At 65.0% G+C, this 23,179-nt stretch carries 22 protein-coding genes and 1 pseudogene; 7 read left to right on the forward strand and 16 right to left on the reverse strand.

What is annotated here, in order from left to right; genetic code table 11:
• Positions 1-31: 31 nt before the first annotated feature.
• From ABD002_RS10705 to ABD002_RS10715, 3 genes are all read right to left on the reverse strand, one after another.
• Positions 32-652: an XrtA/PEP-CTERM system exopolysaccharide export protein gene (locus ABD002_RS10705; protein ID WP_343790767.1), complete on the reverse strand. Its 621-nt coding sequence runs from the start codon at positions 650-652 to the stop codon at positions 32-34.
• Positions 653-722: 70 nt separating this feature from the next.
• The gene (locus ABD002_RS10710) at positions 723-1,730 is read right to left on the reverse strand and encodes an NAD-dependent epimerase (protein ID WP_343790770.1); all 1,008 of its coding nucleotides are present in this window, start codon (positions 1,728-1,730) and stop codon (positions 723-725) included.
• Positions 1,731-1,804: 74 nt separating this feature from the next.
• Complete coding sequence (locus ABD002_RS10715; protein WP_379989070.1) at positions 1,805-3,082, reverse strand: nucleotide sugar dehydrogenase; 1,278 nt, start codon at positions 3,080-3,082, stop codon at positions 1,805-1,807.
• Positions 3,083-3,233: 151 nt separating this feature from the next.
• On the opposite strand from ABD002_RS10715, the gene ABD002_RS10720 reads away from it, so the two are divergent.
• The gene (locus ABD002_RS10720) at positions 3,234-5,234 is read left to right on the forward strand and encodes an amidohydrolase family protein (protein ID WP_343790776.1); all 2,001 of its coding nucleotides are present in this window, start codon (positions 3,234-3,236) and stop codon (positions 5,232-5,234) included.
• Between the two features lie 96 nt (positions 5,235-5,330).
• On the opposite strand, the gene ABD002_RS10725 is transcribed toward ABD002_RS10720, so the two are convergent.
• The 13 genes from ABD002_RS10725 to queD all read right to left on the reverse strand — a co-directional run bounded on the left by ABD002_RS10725 (position 5,331) and on the right by queD (position 16,258).
• Entirely contained in the window at positions 5,331-5,852 is a 522-nt protein-coding gene (locus tag ABD002_RS10725; RefSeq protein ID WP_343790779.1) for a hypothetical protein, read from the reverse strand.
• Positions 5,853-5,887: 35 nt separating this feature from the next.
• Positions 5,888-7,252: a bifunctional UDP-N-acetylglucosamine diphosphorylase/glucosamine-1-phosphate N-acetyltransferase GlmU gene (glmU, locus tag ABD002_RS10730; RefSeq protein WP_343790782.1), complete on the reverse strand. Its 1,365-nt coding sequence runs from the start codon at positions 7,250-7,252 to the stop codon at positions 5,888-5,890.
• Between the two features lie 231 nt (positions 7,253-7,483).
• Positions 7,484-7,906, reverse strand: coding sequence for a F0F1 ATP synthase subunit epsilon (locus tag ABD002_RS10735; protein ID WP_343790785.1), 423 nt, complete (start codon positions 7,904-7,906; stop codon positions 7,484-7,486).
• Positions 7,907-8,037: 131 nt separating this feature from the next.
• Positions 8,038-9,471, reverse strand: coding sequence for a F0F1 ATP synthase subunit beta (gene atpD / locus ABD002_RS10740; RefSeq protein WP_343790788.1), 1,434 nt, complete (start codon positions 9,469-9,471; stop codon positions 8,038-8,040).
• Positions 9,472-9,548: 77 nt separating this feature from the next.
• Complete coding sequence (atpG, locus tag ABD002_RS10745) at positions 9,549-10,412, reverse strand: F0F1 ATP synthase subunit gamma (RefSeq protein WP_343790791.1); 864 nt, start codon at positions 10,410-10,412, stop codon at positions 9,549-9,551.
• A 117-nt stretch (positions 10,413-10,529) separates the two neighbouring features.
• Positions 10,530-12,077, reverse strand: coding sequence for a F0F1 ATP synthase subunit alpha (gene atpA, locus ABD002_RS10750; protein WP_343790794.1), 1,548 nt, complete (start codon positions 12,075-12,077; stop codon positions 10,530-10,532).
• Between the two features lie 120 nt (positions 12,078-12,197).
• A complete protein-coding gene (locus ABD002_RS10755) occupies positions 12,198-12,731 on the reverse strand; it encodes a F0F1 ATP synthase subunit delta (RefSeq protein ID WP_343790797.1) in 534 nt (177 codons plus the stop codon).
• 1 nt (position 12,732) lies between these two features.
• The gene (locus ABD002_RS10760) at positions 12,733-13,203 is read right to left on the reverse strand and encodes a F0F1 ATP synthase subunit B (protein ID WP_343790799.1); all 471 of its coding nucleotides are present in this window, start codon (positions 13,201-13,203) and stop codon (positions 12,733-12,735) included.
• A gap of 55 nt (positions 13,204-13,258) precedes the next feature.
• Positions 13,259-13,546, reverse strand: a complete 288-nt coding sequence (gene atpE / locus ABD002_RS10765; RefSeq protein WP_343790802.1) for a F0F1 ATP synthase subunit C — start codon at positions 13,544-13,546, stop codon at positions 13,259-13,261.
• A gap of 139 nt (positions 13,547-13,685) precedes the next feature.
• Positions 13,686-14,555 (reverse strand): F0F1 ATP synthase subunit A, encoded by an 870-nt coding sequence (gene atpB, locus ABD002_RS10770; RefSeq protein ID WP_343790805.1) that lies wholly within the window; start codon positions 14,553-14,555, stop codon positions 13,686-13,688.
• Positions 14,556-14,559: 4 nt separating this feature from the next.
• Positions 14,560-14,931 carry an ATP synthase subunit I gene (locus ABD002_RS10775; RefSeq protein WP_343790808.1) on the reverse strand — a complete coding sequence of 124 codons (372 nt, stop codon included), beginning with the start codon at positions 14,929-14,931 and terminating at the stop codon, positions 14,560-14,562.
• 377 nt (positions 14,932-15,308) lie between these two features.
• Positions 15,309-15,701: a phasin family protein gene (locus ABD002_RS10780; RefSeq protein WP_343790811.1), complete on the reverse strand. Its 393-nt coding sequence runs from the start codon at positions 15,699-15,701 to the stop codon at positions 15,309-15,311.
• Positions 15,702-15,889: 188 nt separating this feature from the next.
• Positions 15,890-16,258, reverse strand: a complete 369-nt coding sequence (gene queD, locus ABD002_RS10785) for a 6-carboxytetrahydropterin synthase QueD (RefSeq protein ID WP_343791406.1) — start codon at positions 16,256-16,258, stop codon at positions 15,890-15,892.
• 491 nt (positions 16,259-16,749) lie between these two features.
• Between queD and ABD002_RS10790 the strand changes: the two genes are divergently transcribed.
• The 6 genes and pseudogenes from ABD002_RS10790 to ABD002_RS10815 all read left to right on the forward strand — a co-directional run.
• Positions 16,750-18,384: a TldD/PmbA family protein gene (locus ABD002_RS10790; protein WP_343790814.1), complete on the forward strand. Its 1,635-nt coding sequence runs from the start codon at positions 16,750-16,752 to the stop codon at positions 18,382-18,384.
• Positions 18,385-18,404: 20 nt separating this feature from the next.
• A complete protein-coding gene (locus ABD002_RS10795; RefSeq protein WP_343790817.1) occupies positions 18,405-19,739 on the forward strand; it encodes a TldD/PmbA family protein in 1,335 nt (444 codons plus the stop codon).
• Between the two features lie 207 nt (positions 19,740-19,946).
• Positions 19,947-20,654 (forward strand): DUF4159 domain-containing protein, encoded by a 708-nt coding sequence (locus ABD002_RS10800; protein ID WP_343790820.1) that lies wholly within the window; start codon positions 19,947-19,949, stop codon positions 20,652-20,654.
• Positions 20,655-20,762: 108 nt separating this feature from the next.
• Positions 20,763-21,758, forward strand: a complete 996-nt coding sequence (locus tag ABD002_RS10805; protein WP_343790823.1) for an AAA family ATPase — start codon at positions 20,763-20,765, stop codon at positions 21,756-21,758.
• A gap of 24 nt (positions 21,759-21,782) precedes the next feature.
• The gene (locus ABD002_RS10810; protein ID WP_343790826.1) at positions 21,783-22,193 is read left to right on the forward strand and encodes a DUF4260 domain-containing protein; all 411 of its coding nucleotides are present in this window, start codon (positions 21,783-21,785) and stop codon (positions 22,191-22,193) included.
• Positions 22,181-23,068, forward strand: a pseudogene (locus ABD002_RS10815) (DUF58 domain-containing protein); the annotation flags it as partial. The gene ABD002_RS10810 and the pseudogene ABD002_RS10815, both read left to right, overlap by 13 nt.
• Positions 23,069-23,179: the final 111 nt, after the last annotated feature.

The following is a 23,179-nucleotide window of genomic DNA, read 5'->3' on the forward strand; positions in this document are numbered from 1 at the left end:
ACACAGATCCGGGATTTGACGGATGGCATGGTCAGAACGCCCGCTCGGGCACCGTGATGACGTCGCCGGGTTGTGCTTCGTAGTTGGTCGACAGGTCGCCCTTCTGAAGGATCCGATCGAGCCGGACCGCATAGGAGCGCGTACCCTTCCCGTCCTTGCGATACAGCTCGGTACGATCGGCCGCGGCGAACTCGTTGGTGCCGCCGGCGGCGAGCACCGCATCGAGAACGGTCATGCCCTGGCGATAGGGTACCGAGATCGGCGTACGCACTGCGCCTGTCACACGCACGCGCGAAAGGTATTCGTGGCTGCGCAGCTGGTCGACGATGACCGTGACCTGGGGATCGCGGACGAAGTTGGCGAGGCGGGTCTTGATTTCCGCAGCGACGTCCGCGGGCGTCCGGCCGCCGGCTTCGACATCGCCAACCAGGGGCACCGAAATCTTGCCATCGGGGCGTACCGGAACAGTGACGTTCAGGTCAGGATTCTGCCAGACCGCAACGCGGATGCTGTCATCCACGCCGATGTGGTAGTCCTTCACCGCTTGCGCCTCGGGATTGATCGTCGGGGCATCGCCCGGACGTGGGCCGGCGGCGCAGGCCGCCAGCAGCAGGGCACAGCAGATCACGAGCAGCTTGGCGACATGATTCACGTCCACGCCCTCCCGAATGACATGCTCAGAAGTGTGAAAGTTATCACAGTACAGCGATCGTGGCCGGCGCCTACACCTCGAAATAGCGCCGGTACCATGCAACAAACCGGCCGACCCCTTCCTCGATCGAGGTGGCCGGAGCGTAGCCAGTGTCAGTGGCCAATTCCGTGACATCCGCAAAGGTGTCCGGCACGTCACCCGGTTGCAGCGGCAACAGGATCTTCTCGGCCTTGCGCCCCAGGCATTCTTCGAGCACCTCGATATAGCGCGCGAGCTCGACCGGCCGATGGTTGCCGATGTTGTACACCCGATAGGGGGCGGCTGACGAGCCGGGATTTGGATGCAAGGCATCGAATGCCGGATCGCCGGCCGGCACGCGGTCGAGGGTACGGATCACGCCTTCGACGATGTCGTCGATGTAGGTGAAGTCGCGCGTGTGCTTGCCGTGGTTGAACACCTCGATCGATTCGCCGGCAAGGATCTTGCGGGTGAACAGGAACAGCGCCATGTCCGGCCGGCCCCATGGCCCGTAGACCGTGAAGAAGCGCAACCCGGTGGTGGGCAGCCTATACAGATGGCTGTAGGTGTGCGCCATCAGCTCGTTCGCCTTCTTCGTGGCGGCGTACAGGCTGACCGGATGGTCGACCGAATCACGCACCGAGAACGGCAGCTTGCGGTTCGCGCCATACACCGAGCTCGACGACGCATAGATCAGGTGCTCGACGTTGCCGTGCCGGCATGCTTCAAGAATGTTGATGAAGCCGACCAGGTTGCTCTCGACGTACGCGTGCGGATTTTCGATCGAGTAGCGCACGCCGGCCTGGGCGGCGAGGTTGACGACCCGCTGCGGACGGAAATCCGCGAATGCCTTCTCCAGCGCCGTGCGGTCCTCGAGTGCCGCGCGCACGAAACCGAAGTTCGCATGCGGCGTCAGGCGCGCGAGGCGCGCCTCCTTCAGGGACGGATCGTAATAGCTGTTGACGTTGTCATAGCCGAGCACGTCGTCGCTGCGTGCAAGCAGACGCTCGCTCAGGGCTGAGCCGATGAACCCGGCGGCGCCGGTGACGAGGATGCGCATGAGGTATCTCTTGTTTCGCTATGGGAACGGGGCACCGGAAATCGTTAGTCGGCATCGAGTCTCTAATCAGCGCGCTACAGCCGATCATCCACCTTGTCGCGCGGCAGCGCCTGCTTGACGTCGAACACGACGCAGCCGGGCTTGCCGAGCGCGCGGATGCGATCCGCACCGAGCTCGATGAACTGGCGATGCGCGACCGCGAGGATCACCGCATCGTATTTGCCGGGTACGAGCTCGGATGCGAGATCGAGGCCGTACTCCTGGCGGGCCTCGTCCGCGCTGACCCAGGGGTCGTGGACGTCGACGTTCGCGTGGTAGCTCCTGAATTCGCGCACGACATCGACCACGCGCGTGTTGCGCAGGTCCGGGCAGTTCTCCTTGAACGCGAGGCCGAGCACGAGGATGTGCGCGCCCGCCGTGTGGATGCGGCGCTGGATCATCAGCTTGATCACGCGCTGCGCGATGTGTTCGCCCATGCCGTCGTTGATGCGCCGGCCCGACAGGATCACTTCCGGGTGATAACCGATCTGCTGCGCCTTGTGCGTGAGGTAGTACGGATCGACGCCGATGCAATGTCCGCCGACCAGGCCCGGCTTGAACGGCAGGAAATTCCATTTCGTGCCGGCCGCGGCGAGCACCTCGCTGGTGTCGAGACCGAGCCTGTGGAAGATCAGCGCGAGTTCGTTGATCAGTGCGATGTTGAGGTCGCGCTGCGTGTTCTCGATGACCTTGGCCGCCTCGGCGACGCGGATGCTGGACGCCTTGTGGGTGCCGGCCGTGATGATCTGGCGGTACAGCGCATCGACGAAGTCCGCGGCCGCTGGCGTCGAACCGGAGGTCACCTTGGTGATCGTTTCGAGCCGGTGCTGCTTGTCGCCGGGATTGATGCGTTCCGGACTGTAGCCGGCATGGAAATCGACGTTGAATCTCAGCCCCGATGCGCGCTCGATGATCGGCACGCAGACCTCCTCGGTCGCGCCCGGATACACGGTCGATTCGAACACCACGACGCCGCCGCGACGGATCGCGTTTCCGACCGTGAGGCTGGCCGATTTCAGCGGTGCGAGGTCCGGGCGCTTGGCGGCGTCGATCGGTGTCGGCACGGTCACGATGAACACGTTGCATCGGGCGAGGTCGGCCGCATCCGCACTGAACGTCAGCCGCGGCGTCGCCTTCAGTTCCTCGCTCGACACTTCCAGCGTGTGATCGCGGTGTTCGCGCAATTCCGCGATGCGCGCGCGGTTGATGTCGAAGCCGAGCGTCGGCAGGCGGCGGCCAAACCCAACGGCCAGCGGCAGCCCGACGTAACCAAGTCCAATCACGGCAACCCGTGTTTCGTCCGCGCGGGGCAGGGCGGCTGCGTCCATTCGAGGCTCCGGATCGTGGGAGGCAAGTCTAGCAAGAGAGCGTCGCCCGGAACCCGCGGGGGATTGCCTTTGGCATACGCGGCGGGTGCGCGGGATGTGATTGACTCGGCAAACCATTGTTCCGGAGCCGAAACCCATGCGCTGCGTCAGTCCCGCATTGATCCTGGCCCTTGTATCCGGATTCGCCCATGCACAGGGCGCTCAGCGCCACGACCAGATCCTGCTCCAGGGCAACGCTGCCGGTACGCAGACCGTGGAGACGCTCGGCGGCGGCGCCGTGCGCGCCGAGTACTCCTACAACGACCGTGGCCGCGGTGATCATGTCACCGCGACCTGGACGCTCGACGCCGCCGGCATCCCGGTCGCGTACGAGGGGCATGGCAACGACTACATGAAGGCGCCGGTCGAGGAGCAGTTCGCGCTCAAGGACGGCAAGGCGAGCTGGAAGAGTCGTGCCGAACACGGTGAGCAGGCCGTCACCGCCGCCGCGTTCTATATACCGGCGAACGCGCCGCCGGAATTCCTCGGCGTGCTCGCACGCGCCTTGCTGAAGACACCGGGCCACAAGCTCTCGCTGCTGCCCGCCGGCGAAGCGAGCATCGAGGCCGCCGGCAATGTCAGCGTCGACGGCCCGTCAAGCAAGACTCCGTTCACGCAGTACCGCATCACCGGCCTCGGCTTCACGCCGCAGGCGGTCTGGCTGGACAAGGGCGGCAATACCGCGGCCATCGTTTCAGGCTGGTTCTCGGTGATCCCCGACGGCCGCGAAGCGGCGATTCCACCGCTGCAGGCCGCGCAGGACGAAGCGGACAACGCATGGTCGGCGCGGCTTGCGAAAGAGCTGGCGCATGCTCCGAAAGGCGATCTGGTGCTGCGCAACGCGCGCCTGTTCGATCCACGTGATCTTTCGGTGACACCCGGCACCAGCGTGCTGGTGCGCGGCGAACGTATCGTGCGCATCGCGCCGGATGCCGAACTCAAGCCCGCCGCCGGTGCCGAGACGATCGACGCGCGCGGCCGCTTCCTGATGCCGGGCCTGTGGGACAACCACCAGCATTTCAGCGACATCGATGGCGCGCTCGACATCGCGAACGGCGTGACCAGCGCGCGCGACATGGCCAACGACACCGACGGATTCCTGAAGCGCGTCGAGCGCTTCGACGCCGGCACGGAACTCGGCCCGCGCGTACTGAAGGCCGGCATCATCGACGGCACCGGCGAGTTCGCCGGGCCCACCAAGATGCGCGTGGACACCGCGGAAGAGGCGATCAAGGACGTCGACTGGTATGCCGACCACGGCTACGCGCAGATCAAGATCTACTCATCGGTGAAGTCCGAACTGATGCCGCTCATCGCCGAGCGCGCACATGCGCGCGGCCTGCGCGTCAGCGGTCATGTGCCGGCCTTCATGTCGGCGCAGCAATTCATCGAGGGCGGCGCGGACGAGATCCAGCACCTCAATTTCATCGAGTTGAATTTCCTTTATCCGGAGGTCAAGGAAACGCGCAACCGCGATCGCTTCATCAAGGTGGCCGAGCATGCGCGCGAATTCACGCCCGAAAAGCCGCAGGTGCGCGACTTCATCACGTTCCTGAAGCGGCATCACACCGTGCTCGACCCGACCATGAACGTGTTCGAGGGATTGTTCTCAGGCGATCCGGCCGCGGTCACGCCGGGCCTCGAGGACATCGCGCAGCGTCTTCCCCCGCAGATCCGCCGCGGCCTGCTGAGCGGCGCGCTCGAGGTACCGAAGGGCCAGGAAGCCGCGTACCGCGAAGCGTTCCCGGCGATGCTCAAGCTGCTCAAGGCGCTGCACGACGCCGGCGTCACCATCATCCCCGGCACCGATGCGCTGGCCGGCTACATGCTGCACCATGAGCTCGAAGTCTATGCGCGCGCCGGCATTGCACCGGCCGAGGTGCTGCGCATGGCGACGCTGACCTCGGCGCAGGTCATGGGCGTCGAACGCGAGCGCGGCGTGATCATGCCGGGCAGCTACGCGGACATGATCCTCGTCGATGGTGATCCATTGAAGAACATCGCCGACATCCGCAAGGTCGACACCGTGATCAAGAACGGCAAGGTCTACGATCCGGCGGCGATCGAGAAGGCGCTAGGCATCCTGCCACGGCGTTAGAGGATGGCGTGCGCCGGCGCTGACGCAGCGTAGCGACGATCTTCGCGGGACGTCGCCGCTACGTGCTTCAGCGAATTTGTCGTTACGGCGAGGCGATCAATCGTCGGAGTGAACCACGAGCATCCAGGCGCTGCGGCTGCCCGAGATCAGCAGGACCATCGGGCTGGATGCAAGCAGCGACCACAGAGCGTCCGAATCGACCATTCCTCGAAGCGCGATCACGCCGGTGCAGAGGACGCCAGAATTGCCCATCAGCGAGAGCAGAAAGCGCTGCACGATCTGGCCGCGAGCGCGCGCGTCGGCCGTGCGCGTCACGGCACCATACAGGCCGCGAAGGACACGTAGCAGCGCGACGAGAGCGAGCGCGATCAGCACGTATCCGGCCGCGTCCGCCGACAGACCGGGCAGCAGCAGCGTGAGCGACAGCACGAGCACGGTCAGGAAATCCGCGAACGTTTGTCGGGCAAGGTCGCGCAGTTCGGGGCGGCCGCGCAGGCCGAGCGACTTGATATTGAAGGTCAGCGCGACGAACACGAGGCCGACCAGGGCGCCGCTGATCTGCGCAAGCGAACTGAAGTAGGCGCCGAACGGCGCGGCGTGTTCCGAGAACGTGCTCATCGGGGAGGTCAGGTCGGACGATCCGTGGCGGAGCGTTATTTACGTGGTCGCTTCCAGCCCGGAATCGTTGTCTGCTTCGCACGCGCGATGCTGAGCTCGCCGGGCGGCGCATTCTTGCCGATCGCGGAACCGGCACCGATCGTCGCATCCTTGCCGATTCGCACCGGCGCGATCAGCGCGGTGTTGGAGCCGACGAAGACGCCATCCTCGATGGTGGTCACATGCTTGCCCACGCCGTCGTAGTTGCAGGTGATCGTGCCGGCGCCGATGTTCACTTCGCTGCCGATCTCGGCGTCGCCGAGATAGCTCAGGTGGTTTGCCTTCGAGTTCTCGCCGAGGCGCGCCTTCTTGGTCTCGACGAAGTTGCCGACGCGCGTGCCGGCGGCGAGTTCGGTGCCCGCGCGCAGGCGCGCGAATGGCCCGATGTTGCAGGGTCCGTAGGTGACGACGCCGTCGAGGTTGCAGTGTGAATGCACGACGGTGCCGGCGGCCAGCGTCGAATTGCGGATGCGGCAGTACGGGCCGATCTGCACTTCGTCGCCGAGTTCGACCAGGCCTTCGAGGATCACGTCGATGTCGATCTCGACGTCGCGACCGACACGCACGTCGCCGCGCACGTCGAAGCGCACCGGGTCGGCGAAGCGCACGCCGGCCGCGGCCAGATGCGTCGCGCGCAGGCGCTGGTACAGACGCTCCAGCGCCGCGAGCTGCCACGGGTCGTTCGCGCCGAACACCTCCTGCGGATTGATGCACAGGCTCGCCTCGGCGGGCTGGCCTTCGTCGTTGGCCTGCGCGAAGACGTCGGTCAGGTAGTACTCGCGCTGCGCATTCGCGTCGGTCAGGTGGTCGATCCAGACACGTAGACGGCGCGCGTCGGCGGCGAGGATGCCGCTGTTGATCCAGGTGATCGCGCGCTGTTCGGGCGTGCACTCCTTTTCCTCGACGATCGCGCGCACGCGGCCGATGCCGTCACGCACGACACGGCCGTAGCCATAGGGGTTGTCGAGCTGGGTCACCAGCGCGGCGAGCGGGGTTTCCAGTGCAAGCAGCTTGCGCAGCGTATCGGTGCGGATCAGCGGCACATCGCCGTAGAGCACGAGCACGCGCGCATCCTCGGGTACGCCCGGCATCGCGAGTTTGGCCGCGTGACCGGTGCCGCGCTGCTCGGGCTGATGCACCCAGGTGATATCACCGAGATCGGTCAGCGCGGTCTGCACCTGTTCGCCGAGGTGGCCGTACACCACATGGATGCGTGCTGGCTGCAGTGCGCGCGCAGTGTCGAGCACATGCGCGAGCATCGGCCGCCCGGCGAGCGGCATCAGCACCTTCGGCTTGGCCGACTTCATCCGCTTGCCCTCGCCGGCAGCGAGGACGATCACATGCAAAGGAGTGCCCGTCACAGAAAATCCCCTGATGAGATGCAGCGCACATTCTAGACGGGCCGGGTTCGCCGTGGCGCGCCGCTGTTCCGCCCGGCGATGGCGTTGGTCGACGTGGAGGGCAGGCGAGCGCACCAGCGGTGGCTCACAGCCACGGGCGAAGTTCTGGTTGCAGTGCAGCATCAATCCGTGAAACAAAAACGCCGGCTCGCGCCGGCGTTCGTCGATTCGCAGACGGCTGCGACCGGTCGATCAATGCTTGAGCGAGCGCCGCAGCCGTTCCAGAGCCTGCAACTGCGCGAGGGCCTGGGCGAGCTGCGCCTGCGCCTGCGCGATCTCGAGCGCATCGGAGCGGTTCGCCAGCGCACGCTCGGCTTCTTCCTTCGCGTTGCGTGCGGCGGCCTCGTCCAGATCCCTGGCACGGATCGCGGTGTCGGCGAGCACAGTCACGACGCTCGGCTGCACCTCCAGGATGCCGCCCGAAACGTAGAAGAACTGCTCTTCACCGTTTTCGAGCAGCACGCGCACCTGGCCCGGCTTGAGGCGGGTGATCAGCGGCGCATGGCGCGGCGCGATGCCGAGCTCGCCCATCTCGCCGGTCGCGATGACCATCTGCGCGTTGCCGTGGAAGATTTCTTCCTCGGCGCTGACGATGTCGCAGCGGATTGTGCTCATTGTTTCTCTCGCTTCGCTCGATCAACGGGAATCGGGAATGGGGAATCGGGAATGGTCAAAGCAGGCTTCGTCGGTTTGTCGCTTTTGACGATTCCCGATTCCCCATTCTCGATTCCCGAGAAGAAAGCCGCTTAAGCGGCTTTCTTCTCCATCGCCTTGGCCTTCTCGAAGGCCTCGTCGATGCCGCCGACCATGTAGAACGCCTGTTCCGGCAGGTGGTCGCACTCGCCGTCGCAGATCATCTTGAAGCCGCGGATGGTTTCCTTCAGCGAGACGTATTTGCCGGGCGCGCCGGTGAACACCTGGGCGACCGTGAACGGCTGCGAGAAGAAGCGCTCGATCTTGCGCGCGCGCGTGACCGCCTGCTTGTCTTCCTCGCTGAGCTCGTCCATGCCGAGGATCGCGATGATGTCCTTGAGTTCCTTGTAGCGCTGCAGGGTGCCCTGCACGCGACGCGCGGTGTCGTAATGATCCTGGCCGATCACCAGCGGATCGAGCTGGCGGCTGGTGGAATCCAGCGGATCGACCGCCGGGTAGATACCGAGCGAGGCGATGTTGCGCGAGAGCACGACGGTCGCGTCCAGATGCGCGAAGGTCGTCGCCGGTGACGGGTCGGTCAGGTCGTCGGCCGGGACGTAGACGGCCTGGATCGAGGTGATGGATCCCGTTTTAGTGGACGTAATGCGTTCCTGCAGGCGACCCATTTCGTCGGCCAGCGTCGGCTGGTAGCCCACGGCCGACGGCATGCGGCCGAGCAGCGCCGACACTTCGGTGCCGGCCAGCGTGTAGCGATAGATGTTGTCGACGAAGAACAGGATGTCGCGGCCCTTGCCGGTGGCCGGGTCGATGTCGTCGCGGAAATACTCGGCCATGGTCAGGCCGGTCAGCGCGACGCGCAGGCGGTTGCCCGGCGGCTCGTTCATCTGGCCGTACACCATCGCGACCTTCGACTGCTGGATGTCGTCGAGCTTGATGACGCCCGCGTCGATCATCTCGTGGTAGAAGTCGTTGCCTTCGCGGGTGCGCTCACCGACGCCAGCGAATACCGACAGACCCGAGTGCTGGGTCGCGATGTTGTTGATGAGTTCCAGCATGTTCACGGTCTTGCCGACGCCGGCGCCGCCGAACAGGCCGACCTTGCCGCCCTTCGCGAACGGGCAGACCAGATCGATGACCTTGATACCGGTCTCGAGCAACTCGTTGGCCGCCGCCTGGTCGTCGTAGGCGGGCGCCGGGCGATGGATGACCCACTGGTCCTTCTCGCCGATCGGACCGGCCTCGTCGATCGGATTGCCGAGCACGTCCATGATGCGGCCGAGCGTGGCCTTGCCGACCGGCACCTTGATGCCTTCGCCGGTGTTGTTGACGACGAGGCCGCGCTTCAGGCCGTCGGTCGAACCGAGCGCGATCGTGCGCACGACGCCGTCACCGAGCTGCTGCTGCACCTCGAGCGTGATCGCCATGCCGTCGATCTTCAGCGCGTCGTACACCTTCGGCACGGACTCGCGCGGGAATTCGACGTCGACGACGGCGCCGATGATTTGTACGACTTTGCCCTGACTCATTGGAATGCTCCGGATGACTCTTCAAATGTTCGGTTTGGCGCCGCTATGCGTCGCCGTTGCTTCGAGTGCAGCAGCGGTCAAACCGCTGCTGCTCCTCCCACGATTTCCGAGATTTCCTGGGTGATCGCGGCCTGGCGCGCCTTGTTGTAGATCAGCGTCAACGTACCGATCGCCTTGGTCGCGTTATCCGATGCGCTCTTCATCGCGACCATGCGTGCGGCGTGCTCGCTGGCGAGGTTCTCGAGCACCGCCTGATAGACCAGCGACTCGACGTAGCGCGTCAGCACGTGCTCGAGCACGGTTTCTGCGTCCGGTTCGTAGATGTAGTCCCACGCGTGCGTGGTCGCCATTTCCTCCGACGGCGGCAGCGGCAGCAACGGATGCACCGTCGCCTTCTGCGTCATCGTGTTGACGAAGTCGTTGTAGACCAAGCTGAGCCGATCGACACGGCCGGCGGTGTATTCGTCGAGCATGACCTTGATCACGCCGATCAGCTGCGCGATCTGCGGCTTCTCGCCGAGGTGGGTCACGCTGGCGACCAGGTTGACCTTGAGGCGCTTGAAGAACTGCGTCGCCTTCTGACCGATGCAGACCACATCGACTTCGACGCCCTTGTCCTGCCACTGGCGGATCTCGCCGAGAAGCTTGCGGAACAGGTTCGAGTTCAGGCCGCCGCACAGGCCACGGTCGGTCGAGACGACCACGTAGCCGACGCGCTTCACGTCGGCGCGCTCGATCAGGAACGGGTGCTTGTACTCGGCGTTCGCGTGTGCGACGTGGCCGATGGCCTGGCGCATCAGACGCGCGTACGGCCGCGAGGCCTTCATCAGGTCCTGCGCCTTGCGGATCTTCGACGCCGAGACCATTTCGAGCGCGCGCGTCACCTTGCGCGTGTTCGCGACGCTCTTGATCTTGGTGCGGATTTCTCTTGCGCCTGCCATGTTCTTCGCTCGCTAAACGTGATTCGTCATGTGTGATTCGTGATGGGTAGGGGTCATTCGTGTCGTGAGGATTGTTTGCCCTTTCGAATCACGAATGACGATTCACCAATCACGGCTTCACCACGATCCCGTCTTCTTGAACTCATCGACACCCTTCTTGAAAGCGGCTTCGATGTCGTTGTTCCAGTCGCCGGTGTCGACGATCTTCTTCATCAGGTCGCCGTAGTTGCTGTGGAAGTGCGCGTGCAGCGCGGCTTCGAACGGCAGGATTTTCGGCAACGGCACGTCGTCGAGATAACCCTTCTCGGCGGCGTAGATCGACAGGCCGAGCTCGGCGATCGACAGCGGCGCGTACTGCTTCTGCTTCATCAGCTCGGTGACGCGCTGGCCGCGCTCGAGCTGGGCGCGCGTGGCGGCATCCAGGTCCGAGGCGAACTGCGCGAACGCGGCGAGTTCACGGTACTGCGCCAGCGCGAGCTTCACGCCGCCGGACAGCTTCTTGACGATCTTGGTCTGCGCAGCGCCACCGACGCGCGACACCGAGATACCGGCGTTCACGGCCGGGCGGATGCCGGCGTTGAACAGGTCGGTCTCGAGGAAGATCTGACCATCCGTGATTGAAATGACGTTCGTCGGAACGAACGCGGAGACGTCGCCGGCCTGCGTCTCGATGATCGGCAGCGCGGTCAGCGAGCCGGTCTTGCCCTTCACGGCGCCGTTGGTGAACTTCTCGACGTACTCCTCGGAGACGCGCGAGGCGCGCTCGAGCAGGCGGCTGTGCAGATAGAACACGTCGCCCGGATACGCTTCACGGCCCGGCGGACGGCGCAGCAGCAGCGAGATCTGGCGATACGCCCAGGCCTGCTTGGTCAGATCGTCATAGATGATCAGCGCGTCTTCGCCGATGTCACGGAAGAACTCGCCCATCGCGCAGCCGGAGTAGGGCGCGATGTACTGCATGGCGGCCGACTCGGATGCCGAGGCGGCGACGATGATCGTGTGCGCCAGCGCGTCGTTCTCTTCCAGCTTGCGCACCACGTTCGCGATCGAGCTCTGCTTCTGGCCGATCGCGACGTAGACGCACTTAATCCCGGAGCCCTTCTGGTTGATGATCGCGTCGACCGCGAGCGCGGTCTTGCCGGTCTGGCGATCGCCGATGATCAGCTCGCGCTGGCCGCGGCCGACCGGGATCATCGAGTCGACCGACTTGTAGCCGGTCTGCACCGGCTGGTCGACCGATTTGCGCCAGATCACGCCCGGCGCGACCTTCTCGATCGGCGAGGTCTGCTTCGCGTTGAGCGGGCCCTTGCCGTCGATCGGGTTGCCGAGCGCATCGACGACGCGGCCGAGCAGCTCGCGCCCGACCGGCACCTCGAGGATGCGGCCGGTGGTCTTGGCGGTGTCACCCTCACGCAGGTGCTCGTATTCGCCGAGCACGACCGCGCCGACCGAGTCGCGCTCGAGGTTCAGCGCCAGCGCGAACGTGTTGCCCGGGAGTTCCACCATCTCGCCCGACATCACGTCGTTGAGGCCGTGGATGCGCACGATGCCGTCCGACACGCTGGTCAGCGTGCCTTCGTTGCGCGCTTCCGCGGACAGCTTGAACTTCTCGATGCGGCTCTTGATGAGTTCGCTGATTTCGGACGGATTGATTGTCGTTGCCATGGCCCGGGTTCCTTTGTCATGTATCGCTGTCGCGACGCATGCAGAAATGAGTTTTTACGTGAAAAGTGCGGGCAGGGATGCCCGCTTCCTGATTCTCGCGATCACGGATGATCGCACCAGTCAATGTGCAAGTGCTTGTTCGAGACGCGCCAGCCGCCCGCGCACCGAGCCGTCGATGACGACATCGCCGGCGTCGATGACCGCGCCGCCGAGCATGCCGGCGTCGATCGACTGCTCGATCTCGATGTCGCGGCCGAAGCGGCGCTTCAGCGCGTCCTTGAGCTTGGCCTTCTCAGCATCATCAATCGGCGTGGCCGAACGCACGTTCACCTTGAGCACGCGTTCGGCCTCGTGCTTGAGCTCCTCGAACAGTGCGCCGATCTCCGGCAGCACCGGCAGGCGACCGTTCTCGGCGAGCACGCGCACGAAGCAGGCGAACGGGGTGTCGGCGCCTTCGCCTTCCGGCGTGACCAGTGCGGCGAGGTCGTTCTGCGCGACGCGTGGATCGCCGAACAGCGCGGCCACGCGCGGGTCCGCGGCGACCTGCGCTGCGAACGCGAGCTTGCCGGCCCAGTCGCCGAGCGCGTTGTGCGAACGCGCCAACTCGAACGCGGCGCGCGCGTAGGGACGGGCGAGGGTGAGGGCGTTGGACATGTCAGATCTCGGTGACCAACTGGTCGATCAGCGCCTTGTGCGCGTTCGCATCGATCTCGCGGTGCAGGATCTTCTCCGCGCCGGCGACGGCGAGTGAAGCGACCTTGCCACGCAGTTCCTCGCGGGCACGGTGCGTTTGCGCCTCGATGTCGGCCGCGGCGATCGCCTTCTGCTTGGTGGCTTCGACGATCGCGTCCTGCTTCGCCTTGTCGACGATCTGCGCGGCCTGCTGGTGCGCCTTGTCGATGATCGTCGCTGCGTCGGCGCGTGCCTTCTTGATTTCGTCGGCAACGCGCGCGTCGGCATCGGCGAGCTCCTTGCGCGCCTTCTCCGCCTGCGACAGGCCTTCGGCGATCTTGTTCTGCCGATCCTCGATGGCCGCGATGATGTGCGGCCAGCCGAACTTCATGACCAGCAGGACCACGGCGAAGAACGCCAGGCCCTGAATGACCAAGGTGAGATTGGGAATCATCGTCTGCTCCTGCGTGGCGACGGCCGCCGGCCGCCGCACGGACGCTGCGGGTTTATTACTTGGCGCCGATGTGGCCGAGCAGCGGGTTCGCGAACAGCAGCAACAGCGCGATCGCGACGCCGATCATCGGCACCGCGTCGAGCAGACCGGCGACGATGAACATCTTGGTCTGCAGCATCGGGGTCAGTTCCGGCTGGCGCGAGGAGCCTTCGAGGAACTTGCCGCCGAGGATCGCGAAGCCGATCGCGGTACCGAGGGCGCCGAGGCCGATCAGGAGGGCGGCAGCGATGACGGTCATGCTCAGGACATCGGCGACCTGGGCGACGTTGGCGATGGTTTCCATGGTTTTCTCCGTGATTCTCTAGGTAAAAGTGAAAGAGGAAACGAGTGAAGCTAAAGCAAGAAAGAACGAGCTGTTAGTTGAAAAGTGCAGGCATGGATGCCTGCTTCTTGATTCTCGCGTTCACGGACGAACGCACAAGCTAGTGGTTCTCGGCAGCCATGCTGAGGTACACGAGGCTCAGCACCATGAAGATGAACGCCTGCAGCGTGATGATCAGGATGTGGAACGCGGTCCAGCCGAAGCCGGCGATGAGCTGGCCGATGCCGAGCGGCCAGGTCGAGAACTGTCCGAGGCTGCTGCCAAGCGTCATCACCGCGATCAGGATGAAGATCAGTTCGCCGGCGTACATGTTTCCGAACAGTCGCAAGGACAGCGAAACCGGACGCACGCATTCCTCGATCAGGCGCAGCAGCAGGTTCGGTATGACCAGCAGCACCTTGCCGACCATACCCTCAGCATGGAACGGCACGGTCAGGAATTCGGCGAAGAACTTGCCCAGGCCCTTGTGCTTGATGCCGACGTACTGGATCAGCAGGAACACGGTGAGCGCCATGCCGAGCGTGGTGTTGAGGTCGGCGGTCGGCACCACGCGCAGGTACGCATGCGCCGGATCGTGGCCGGTCGCGGCATGGCCGCTCGCCCACGCCCATGGCAGCAGGTCGATCGGCAGCAGGTCCATGAAATTCATCAGGAACACGAGGCAGAAGATCGTGATCAGCAGCGGTGCGAGCATCTTGCTCTTGCCGTGGAAGGTCTCCTTGACGAGGCCGTCGACGAACAGCACCACCATCTCGATCGCGCATTGCAGCTTGCCCGGCACGCCGGCCGTGGAGCGCCGCGCCACGCGCACGAACAGCACGAGAAAGACCAGCGCGGTCAGCAGCGTGAAGAACAGCGTGTCCAGATTGAGCGTCATGAACGCGCTGTCGCCGACGCTCAGCTGCAGGTGATGCAGGTGATGCTGGATGTACTCGGTCATGTTGCCCGAGCCGGCTTCTTCAGTGGCCATTGTTCTACCTGATTGCGATGAGGGCGATCCAAAACGCGAACTGCGCGGCCAGTATCCCGGCGGTCAGGCCGGGAAACGGCAGCTTCCACACGGCTATCGCGAGATACAGCATCGCGCACAGCCAGAACCACTTCAGCGCTTCCGCTGCGTAGGCGGAGCGCAGAGCACTGCGAGCCGGAGCCACGCCCCGACCGAACATGCGCAGTGCGAACAATATGTTTCCTGCGGAGACGATGAATCCGCCCGTGAGTGCCGCCAGTCCCGCGCGCCAACCGAAACCCACTGCCGCGACCGTCGCGACCGCCAAGGTTGCGCCGAACTGCAGGGTTGCGGTGCGCGTCGCCACGTGCCAACCGTGGGCGATGGAATTACGCACTCGGACCTCCCGGTCAAGGGAGACTGGGCGGTGGCGCGCCTCTCCCGATGCGGCCCCACCTCTCCAAAAGGCCGCAGAGTTTATCAACGCGGCACTGGTGGCCGCAATCGGAAACCATGTGAGTGACCGCGTTCCACGGTCAGGATCGCGCGCGCGGGCGTTCCCAAGACGGGCGCGGACCGAGCCGGGGCGCGGGCTTGCGCGGGAGGCGCGGCCTTGGCGTCGCGCTCGCGGCATATTGCCGCAGGTGCGCAGAGTCCGGCAGGCCCGGGATTCCGGCGCGGAAAACAAAAAAAGGCCGGACAGAGTCCGGCCTCGAAGTGAACACGCTCGCGGAGGGGAGCCGCGAGCGTGCTTTCTCTGGGTAAACGTGAAACTCAGCGGGCGCCGGTGGCCTTCTTGGCCGCATTGACCGTCTTGGTCAGCGTCTCGTTGGTGTTCTCGAACGAGCCCTTGGCCAGCGCGCCGATCGCCTCAGAGGTCTTCAGCGAAACGCCGAGCACTTCCTGGCTGTTCGCGTAAAGCTTCTCGGCGCTTTCCTTGGCGAGCTGGACGCCCTTGGCGGAGATCGCCTTGGCGCCTTCGAAATCACGGACTTCGGCGGCTTCGGACCAGAAATCGACGGACGCCTTGACGCGGTCCTCGAAGGTCTTCAGGTTCAACTCGGTGATGCGCTCGAAACTGGCCAGCGCGAGGCCCTGCGCCTTGACGAACGCATCGGCATAGCTCTTGCCGAGCGCCAGGGACTGGGTGTTGATCTGCTCGAACATGATCGATACCTCTGGGGTATTGGGGGAGTGTGGAGGCATCCTAGCAGGGATTATGTTGCGACGCAACATGATTTCGTCAAAAGCATCCACTCGCCGAGAATACGGCTGTCATATGACGTTTATATTCAAGCAGCTATGCGGAGAGCGGCCGCTTGCGGCGTTGCGGGATATTCGGCGCGCGTGACCGGTCAGAGGGCGTCGTCGGGGCCGTCGTAGGTGCAGGTCGAGGTGCAGGTCTCGTGCACGACGATGCGCGCCAGCAGCGGCAGGCGCGGCTTGAGGTTCGCCCAGACCCAGCGCGCCAGCACCTCGCTGGTCGGGTTGTCGAGGCCGGGGATGTCGTTGAGGTAGTTGTGGTCGAGCTGCTCGAAAAGCGGCGCGAACGCGGCTTTCAGGTCCGCGAAATCCATGACCCAGCCCAGCCGTGGATCGAGCGGCCCGCGCACATGGACCTCGATGCCGAACGAGTGCCCGTGCAGGCGCGCGCACTTGTGCCCGGCCGGCACGTTGGGTAGCCGGTGTGCGGCTTCGACGCGGAAGGTCTTCGAGATGTCCATCACCAAGCAGTTTACTGCAAGCGCAGCATCGTCCCTCGGCGGCCCGGCGGCGGCGTTTCGCGAGGATCCATCCATGGAGCGCCTCCCAGTCGGCATCCATGCCTCCTCCACGGTCGCCCTGAGGGCGCGTGAGGTCGGTACAAGCATCCTCCGTGGAGCGCCGCCGTTCCCTCGCGCTCTCCGACGAGAGCGCTCGACCTGCCTCACCCGCATCCGCCCTGAGGGGCAGTGTCAGTGTTTTGCGAGGATCCATCCATGGAGCGCCTCCCAGTCGGCATCCATGCCTCCTCCGCGGTCGCCCTGAGGGCGCGCGAGGTCGGTACAAGCATCCTCCGTGGAGCGCCGCCGTTTGGCATCCTGCCTCACCCGCATCCGCCCGGAGGGGCGGATGCGACCATGCCATTTGTCACGTGACGAATCGCGCAGGCTTCCGACAAGATCGGGTGACGCCTTGCGCATTTCATGAAGAACCGAACCTCGGGAGTGGACTGATGGACAGACGAGATTTTCTCAAGATCACCGGCGCCGGCCTCGGCAGCCTGGTGATTCCCGCGATCTGCGGCCGCGCGATCGCGGCCGAAGCGCTGCTCACCAAGATCGACGTGGCGACCAAGAAGCGCCTCGCCGACGTCGCGCTGCAGGCCGCCAAATCCAGCGGAGCGAGCTACTGCGACGTGCGCATCGGCCGCTACCTGCGCCAGTTCGTGATCACGCGCGAGGACAAGGTGCAGAACGTCGTCAACACGGAATCGACCGGCATCGGCATCCGTGTGATCGCGAAGGGCGCCTGGGGCTTCGCGGCGACCAGCGACCTGTCCAGCGACGCCATCGCCAAGGCGGCGGCGCAGGCGGTCGCGATCGCGAAGGCGAATGCGCGCCTGCGCACCGAGCCGGTGCAACTCGCGCCGACCAAGGGTGTCGGCGAAGTGTCATGGGCGACGCCGATCGTGAAGAACGCGATGGAAGTGCCGATCAAGGACAAGGTCGACCTGCTGCTCGGCGTCAACGCGGCCGCGATGCAGGCCGGCGCGAGCTTCATCAACTCGATCCTGTTCCTGGTCAACGAGCAGAAGTACTTCGCCTCGACCGACGGCTCCTACATCGACCAGGACGTGCATCGCATCTGGGCGCCGATGCATGTGACCGCGGTCGACCAGAAGACCGGCAAGTTCCGCACCCGCGCCGGCCTTTCCGCGCCGCGCGGCATGGGTTTCGAATACCTCGATGCGAAAGCCGCCGACAGGATCGAGCTGCCGGGTGGCGCGGTGGTCTACCGCGACTCCTATGACATGAAGGCCGATGCGATCGCGGCCGCCAAGCAGGCCAAGGAGAAGCTGACCGCGCAGTCGGTCAAGCCCGGCAAGTACGACCTGATGCTCGACCCCTCGCACCTGTGGCTGACCATCCACGAGTCGGTCGGCCATCCGCTCGAGCTCGACCGCGTGCTCGGCTACGAGGCGAACTACGCCGGCACCAGCTTCGCGACGATGGACAAGCTCAAGGACAAGTTCAAGTACGGCAGCGACAAGGTCACGATCTTCGCCGACAAGGTGCAGAAGGGTACGCTCGGTGCGGTCGGCTACGACGACGAGGGCATCAAGACACAGCGCTGGGACCTGATCAAGGACGGCACGCTGGTCAACTACCAGGTGATCCGCGACCAGGCGCACATCCTCGGCCTCAAGGAGTCGCAGGGTTGCTGCTATGCCGATTCGTGGTCGAGCGTGCAGTTCCAGCGCATGGCCAACGTCTCGCTGGCGCCGGGCAAGGACAAGCTCGCGCCCGCGGAGATGATCAAGAACATCGAGAACGGCATCTACATCATCGGCGACGGCTCGTTCTCGATCGACCAGCAGCGCTACAACGCGCAGTTCGGCGGCCAGCTGTTCTACGAGATCAAGAACGGCAAGGTCACGCAGCCGCTCGAGGACGTCGCTTACCAGATCCGCACGCCGGAATTCTGGAACTCCTGCGCCGCGGTCTGTGACGAGGGCGACTACCGCTTCGGCGGTTCGTTCTTCGACGGCAAGGGCCAGCCCGGTCAGGTCTCCGCCGTCTCGCACGGCTCGAGCACGGCGCGCTTCAACGGCGCCAACGTCATCAACACGGCACGCAGCCTCGGCTGAGCGGCGCGGAGAAATCATCCATGAGCATGTACACCGAAGAACAAGCCAAGGCGATCCTCGACAAGGTCATCAAGCTGTCGAAGGCCGACCAGTGCAGCGCGACGCTGAGCGGATCGAACGGCGGCAACATCCGCTACGCGCTGAACAGCGTGTCGACCAGCGGTTATGTCAGCGACGCCGACCTCGCGGTCGAAGTCGCGTTCGGCAAGAAGACCGGCACCGCCACGATCAACACCTTCGACGACACGTCACTGGAAAACGTCGTGCGCCGCGCCGAGGAACTCGCCAAGCTCGCGCCGGACAACCCCGAGTTCGTGCCGGCGATCGAGAAGCAGGCCTACAAGGCCAGCAACACGTTCCTGGACAAGACCGCCGCGGTCACGCCGGAATACCGCGCGCAGGTCGCGGCCGCGTGCATCGAGCCGTGCCGCAAGGACAAGCTGGTCGCCGCCGGCTTCTTCTCCGATACGCAGAATTTCTCCGCGATCGCGAACAGCAAGGGCAACTTCGGCTATCAGAAGTCGACCGGCATGGACTTCACCTGCACGGTGCGCACCGATGACGGCCACGGCTCGGGCTGGGTCGCGCGCAACCTCGCCGATGTGTCGAAGTTCGACGCGAAGAGCGACATCCAGACGGCCATCCGCAAGGCCAAGGGTTCGGTCGACGCGAAGGCGCTCGAGCCCGGCAAGTACACCGTGATCATGGAGCCGGCCGCGACCGCGGGCCTGATCTCGTTCATGATGTTCGGCTTCGACGCGCGCCAGGCCGACGAGGGCCGCAGCTTCCTGTCCAAGAAGGGCGGCGGCAACAAGCTCGGCGAGAAGCTGTTCGACGAACGCGTGTCGATCCATGCCGATCCGTGGGACGTGGATGCCGCGGTGCTGCCGTGGGACAACGACGGCCTTGCCCGCGAGCGCACTTCGATCGTCACCCAGGGCAAGATCGACTACCTGCACTATTCGCGCTACTGGGCGCAGAAGCAGGGCAAGAAAGCGATCGGCCAGCCCGGCAACCTGATCATGGTCGGCGGCGACAAATCGACGATGGACCTGGTCAAGGGCACCAAGAAGGGCGTGCTGGTCACGCGCACCTGGTACATCCGCATGGTCGATCCGCAGACCGTGCTGCTGACCGGCCTCACGCGCGACGGCACGTTCTACATCGAGAACGGCGAGATCAAGTACCCGATCAAGAACTTCCGCTTCAACGAGTCGCCCGCGATCATGCTCAACAACATCGAGGAGATCGGCAAGCCGGTGCGCGTCGGCGACGACGAGTCGCCGTTCGTGATGATGATCCCGCCGATGAAGATCCGCGATTTCACGTTCACGTCGTTGTCCGACGCGGTCTGAGAAAAGCCCTCTCCCCCGAACTCGTTCGGGGGAGAGGGTTGGGTGAGGGGGCGAGAGTCGGTCGTTCGCAGTGCCGAATTTTGTCGATGCGCACGGCATCTGAATGAATCGTTCCGTATCCAATGTCCCGCCTTCGCCCGCCCTCCGCCCCCTCACCCCAACCCTCTCCCCAACGATGAAACCGTTGGGGGAGAGGAAGCTCGAGCCATGACCCGCTCCGAATTCCTCCGTCTCATGCTCGCCGGCAGCACCGGCGCGCTGCTCGCGCCGCTGGCGAAAACCGTGCATGCGGACGAGGCTGCGTACGACTTCTGGTTCACGCGCCTGATGTACGAATCCGGCGACTGGGATGTCGACCAGCGCATGCCGTCGAACCTGCTCGACGCGCTGATCCAGTACACGACGTTGCGCGTCGACCCGAAGGAAAGAGTGCTGCCGCTTTCCGACCGGCGCATGCTGACCCAGCCGTTCTGCTACATGGCCGGACACAAGCTGGTCGAGTTCAATCCGGACGAGCGCCGCAACTTCGAGCGCTACGTGCGCAACGGCGGCTTCGTGCTGGTCGACGACTGCAACCACGATATCGACGGCCTGTTCGCGAAGTCATTCGAGCGTGAGATGGTGTCGATCTTCGGCGACGGTGCGTTGCAGAAGCTTCCGAAGAAACACCCGATCTTCGACAGTTTCTTCAAGTTCGACGGACCGCCGAACACCGCCTTCGAACTCAACGGCTGGGGCGACGACCTCGTCCATGAATACCTGAAAGGCATCGAGATCGACGGCCGCCTCGGCGTGCTCTACAGCAACAAGGACTATGGCTGCGAATGGGATTACGACTGGCGCAACAAGCGCTTCCTCGCCGAGGACAACACGAAGTTCGCGGTCAATGTCGTGATCTATGCGCTGACGGCGTAGCCTCAAATTCCGTCGTCCCGGCGTACGCCGGGACCCAGCGTCTTGGCCGTCGAGAGCCGCTGGGTTCCGGCTTGCGCCGGAACGACGAATTGAAACCAGGGAATCGTAATGAATGATGTAGCGACTGAAGAATCCGTGCATTCGCAGCTTGACAAGCTCAGCGCGCTGCGCGACGCCATCGCCAAAGTCATCGTCGGCCAGCACGACGTCGTCGAGCAGTTGCTGATCGCCCTGCTCGCCGGCGGTCATTGCCTGCTTGAAGGCGTGCCCGGCCTCGGCAAGACGCTATTGGTGCGTTCGCTCGGGCAGGCACTCGCGCTCGACTTCCATCGCATCCAGTTCACGCCGGACTTGATGCCGAGCGACATCATCGGCACCGAGATCCTCGAGGAAGACCACGGCACCGGCAAGCGCTATTTCAAGTTCCAGCAGGGTCCGGTGTTCACGAACCTGCTGCTTGCCGACGAACTCAACCGCACGCCGCCGAAGACGCAGTCCGCGTTGCTCGAGGCGATGCAGGAACGCACGATCAGCTACGCCGGCACCACGCACAACCTGCCGCGCCCGTTCTTCGTGCTGGCCACGCAGAATCCGCTCGAACAAGCCGGCACCTATCCGCTGCCCGAAGCGCAGCTCGACCGCTTCCTGCTGCATATCCGCGTCGATTATCCCGATGAATCCGAAGAGCGCGCCATCCTCGCGCAAACCACGGGCAGCGCCAGCGGTCGCATCGATCCGGTGATGAACGGCGACGAAGTCATTGCGCTGCAGAAGCTCACGCGGGAGGTGCACGTCGGCGATGACGTGCTCGCGTGGATCACGCGTCTGGTGCGCGCCACGCGCCCGCAAACCAGCGACGTCGCCGAGGTGCGCGAATGGGTGCGCTGGGGCGCCGGTCCGCGTGCCGGCCAGTCGCTCGTGCTTGCCGCGAAGGCGCGCGCGTTGATCCATGGTCGCTTCGCGGCGACGCGCGACGATGTGAAGGCACTCGCGGCGCCGGTGCTGCGCCATCGCCTGCTGCTCTCGTTCGCGGCCGAGGCCGAGCAGCGCAGCAGTGACGATGTCGTGACCGCGCTGCTGCGGGCACTGCCGTTTCCCACGTGATCTTTTCAGCGCCGAGGTGATCTGATGATGGGTGAAACCACCGGTGGCGTGCGCCTGCTGCTGCGCGCCGAAGCGTTGTGTGTGCTCGTCGCAGCCGTGCTGATGTATGCCCGTTCCGGGTTCGGCTGGGGCACGTTCGCGCTGTTCTTCCTGGCGCCGGACTTGTCGTTCTTCGGCTATCTCGCCGGCGCGCATGTCGGCGCGGCGTGCTACAACGCCGCGCATTCCTACATCGGCGTGGTGGTCTGTGGCATTGCCGGCGTGACCTTCGCGTCGCCTGTGCTGATGGCCACCGCTTTGATCTGGGCCGCGCACATCGGCTTCGACCGCACACTCGGCTACGGACTCAAGTATTCCGCCGGCTTCGGCTACACGCATCTCGGTCGCATCGGACGCCAGCACGATGCCCGCGGTCCGCAGCCATCCTCCGCGTGAGCGCGACCGAACTCATCCCGCCCGAGGTGCGCGCGCGCCTGCGCGACCTGCACCTGGTCGCGCGCAGCGGCGCCGGCGGCGATGGCCTCGGCCAGCACGCCAGCCGCAGCCGCGGCGCCGGCCTCGAATTCGCACAATACCGCGCCTACGAGCCCGGTGATGAGCCACGCCGCATCGACTGGAAGCTGTATGCGCGCTCGGACCGCTACTTCGTGCGCGAAGCCGAGCGCGACAGTCCGCTGACCGTGTGGCTGATCCTCGATGCGACCGCGTCGATGCACCAGTCCGACGTCGCGCGCAAGGATTTCAGCAAGCTCGATGCGGCCAAGGCGCTGGCCGCGTGCGTGATCGAACTCGCCGTGCGCCAGGGCGACCGCTTCGGCGTGATCGCGCTCGGTGGTGATGCGCCGCTGGCGCTCCCCGCTTCGGCCGGAGCGCGCCAGCGCGATCGCTGCCTGCTCGAACTCGCGCGCCTGCGGTGCGCCGGAGGCTGGCCCGACGCGGCCTCGCTGCGTCCGCTCTGGGAGCGCATCGCGGCGAACGCGCTGGTGCTGTTCTTTTCCGACTTCTTCGACGAGGCGGCGGTCGCGCTCGCGGAGCGCCTCGCCGCTGCGCGCCGTGAGGTGTTGACCGTGCAATTGCTCGGCGCCGACGAGCGTGATTTCCCGTTCACCGGTGGCCATCGCTTCCTCGATCCGGAATCCAAGGTCGAGCGTCGCGTCGATGCCAGTGCCGCGCGCAAGGACTTCCTTGAACGCTTCGCCGGCGCGCGCGCGGAGCTCGCGCGGCGTCTCGCGGTGCGTGGCATCCGCCACACCGAACATGTACTCGACGAACCGTTGGACGCTCCATTGCGCCGCTTGTTCGGTGCAGGCTTGTCTCCCTCTCCTCCAACGGCCTCATCGTTGGGGGAGAGGGCTGGGGTGAGGGGGCGGGGACTGCATGCGGAGCAAGGCATTGCACGTCATCAGGGCCATACAGGCTCG

Source organism: Dokdonella soli, from assembly GCF_039523175.1.
Lineage (GTDB): Bacteria > Pseudomonadota > Gammaproteobacteria > Xanthomonadales > Rhodanobacteraceae > Dokdonella_A > Dokdonella_A soli.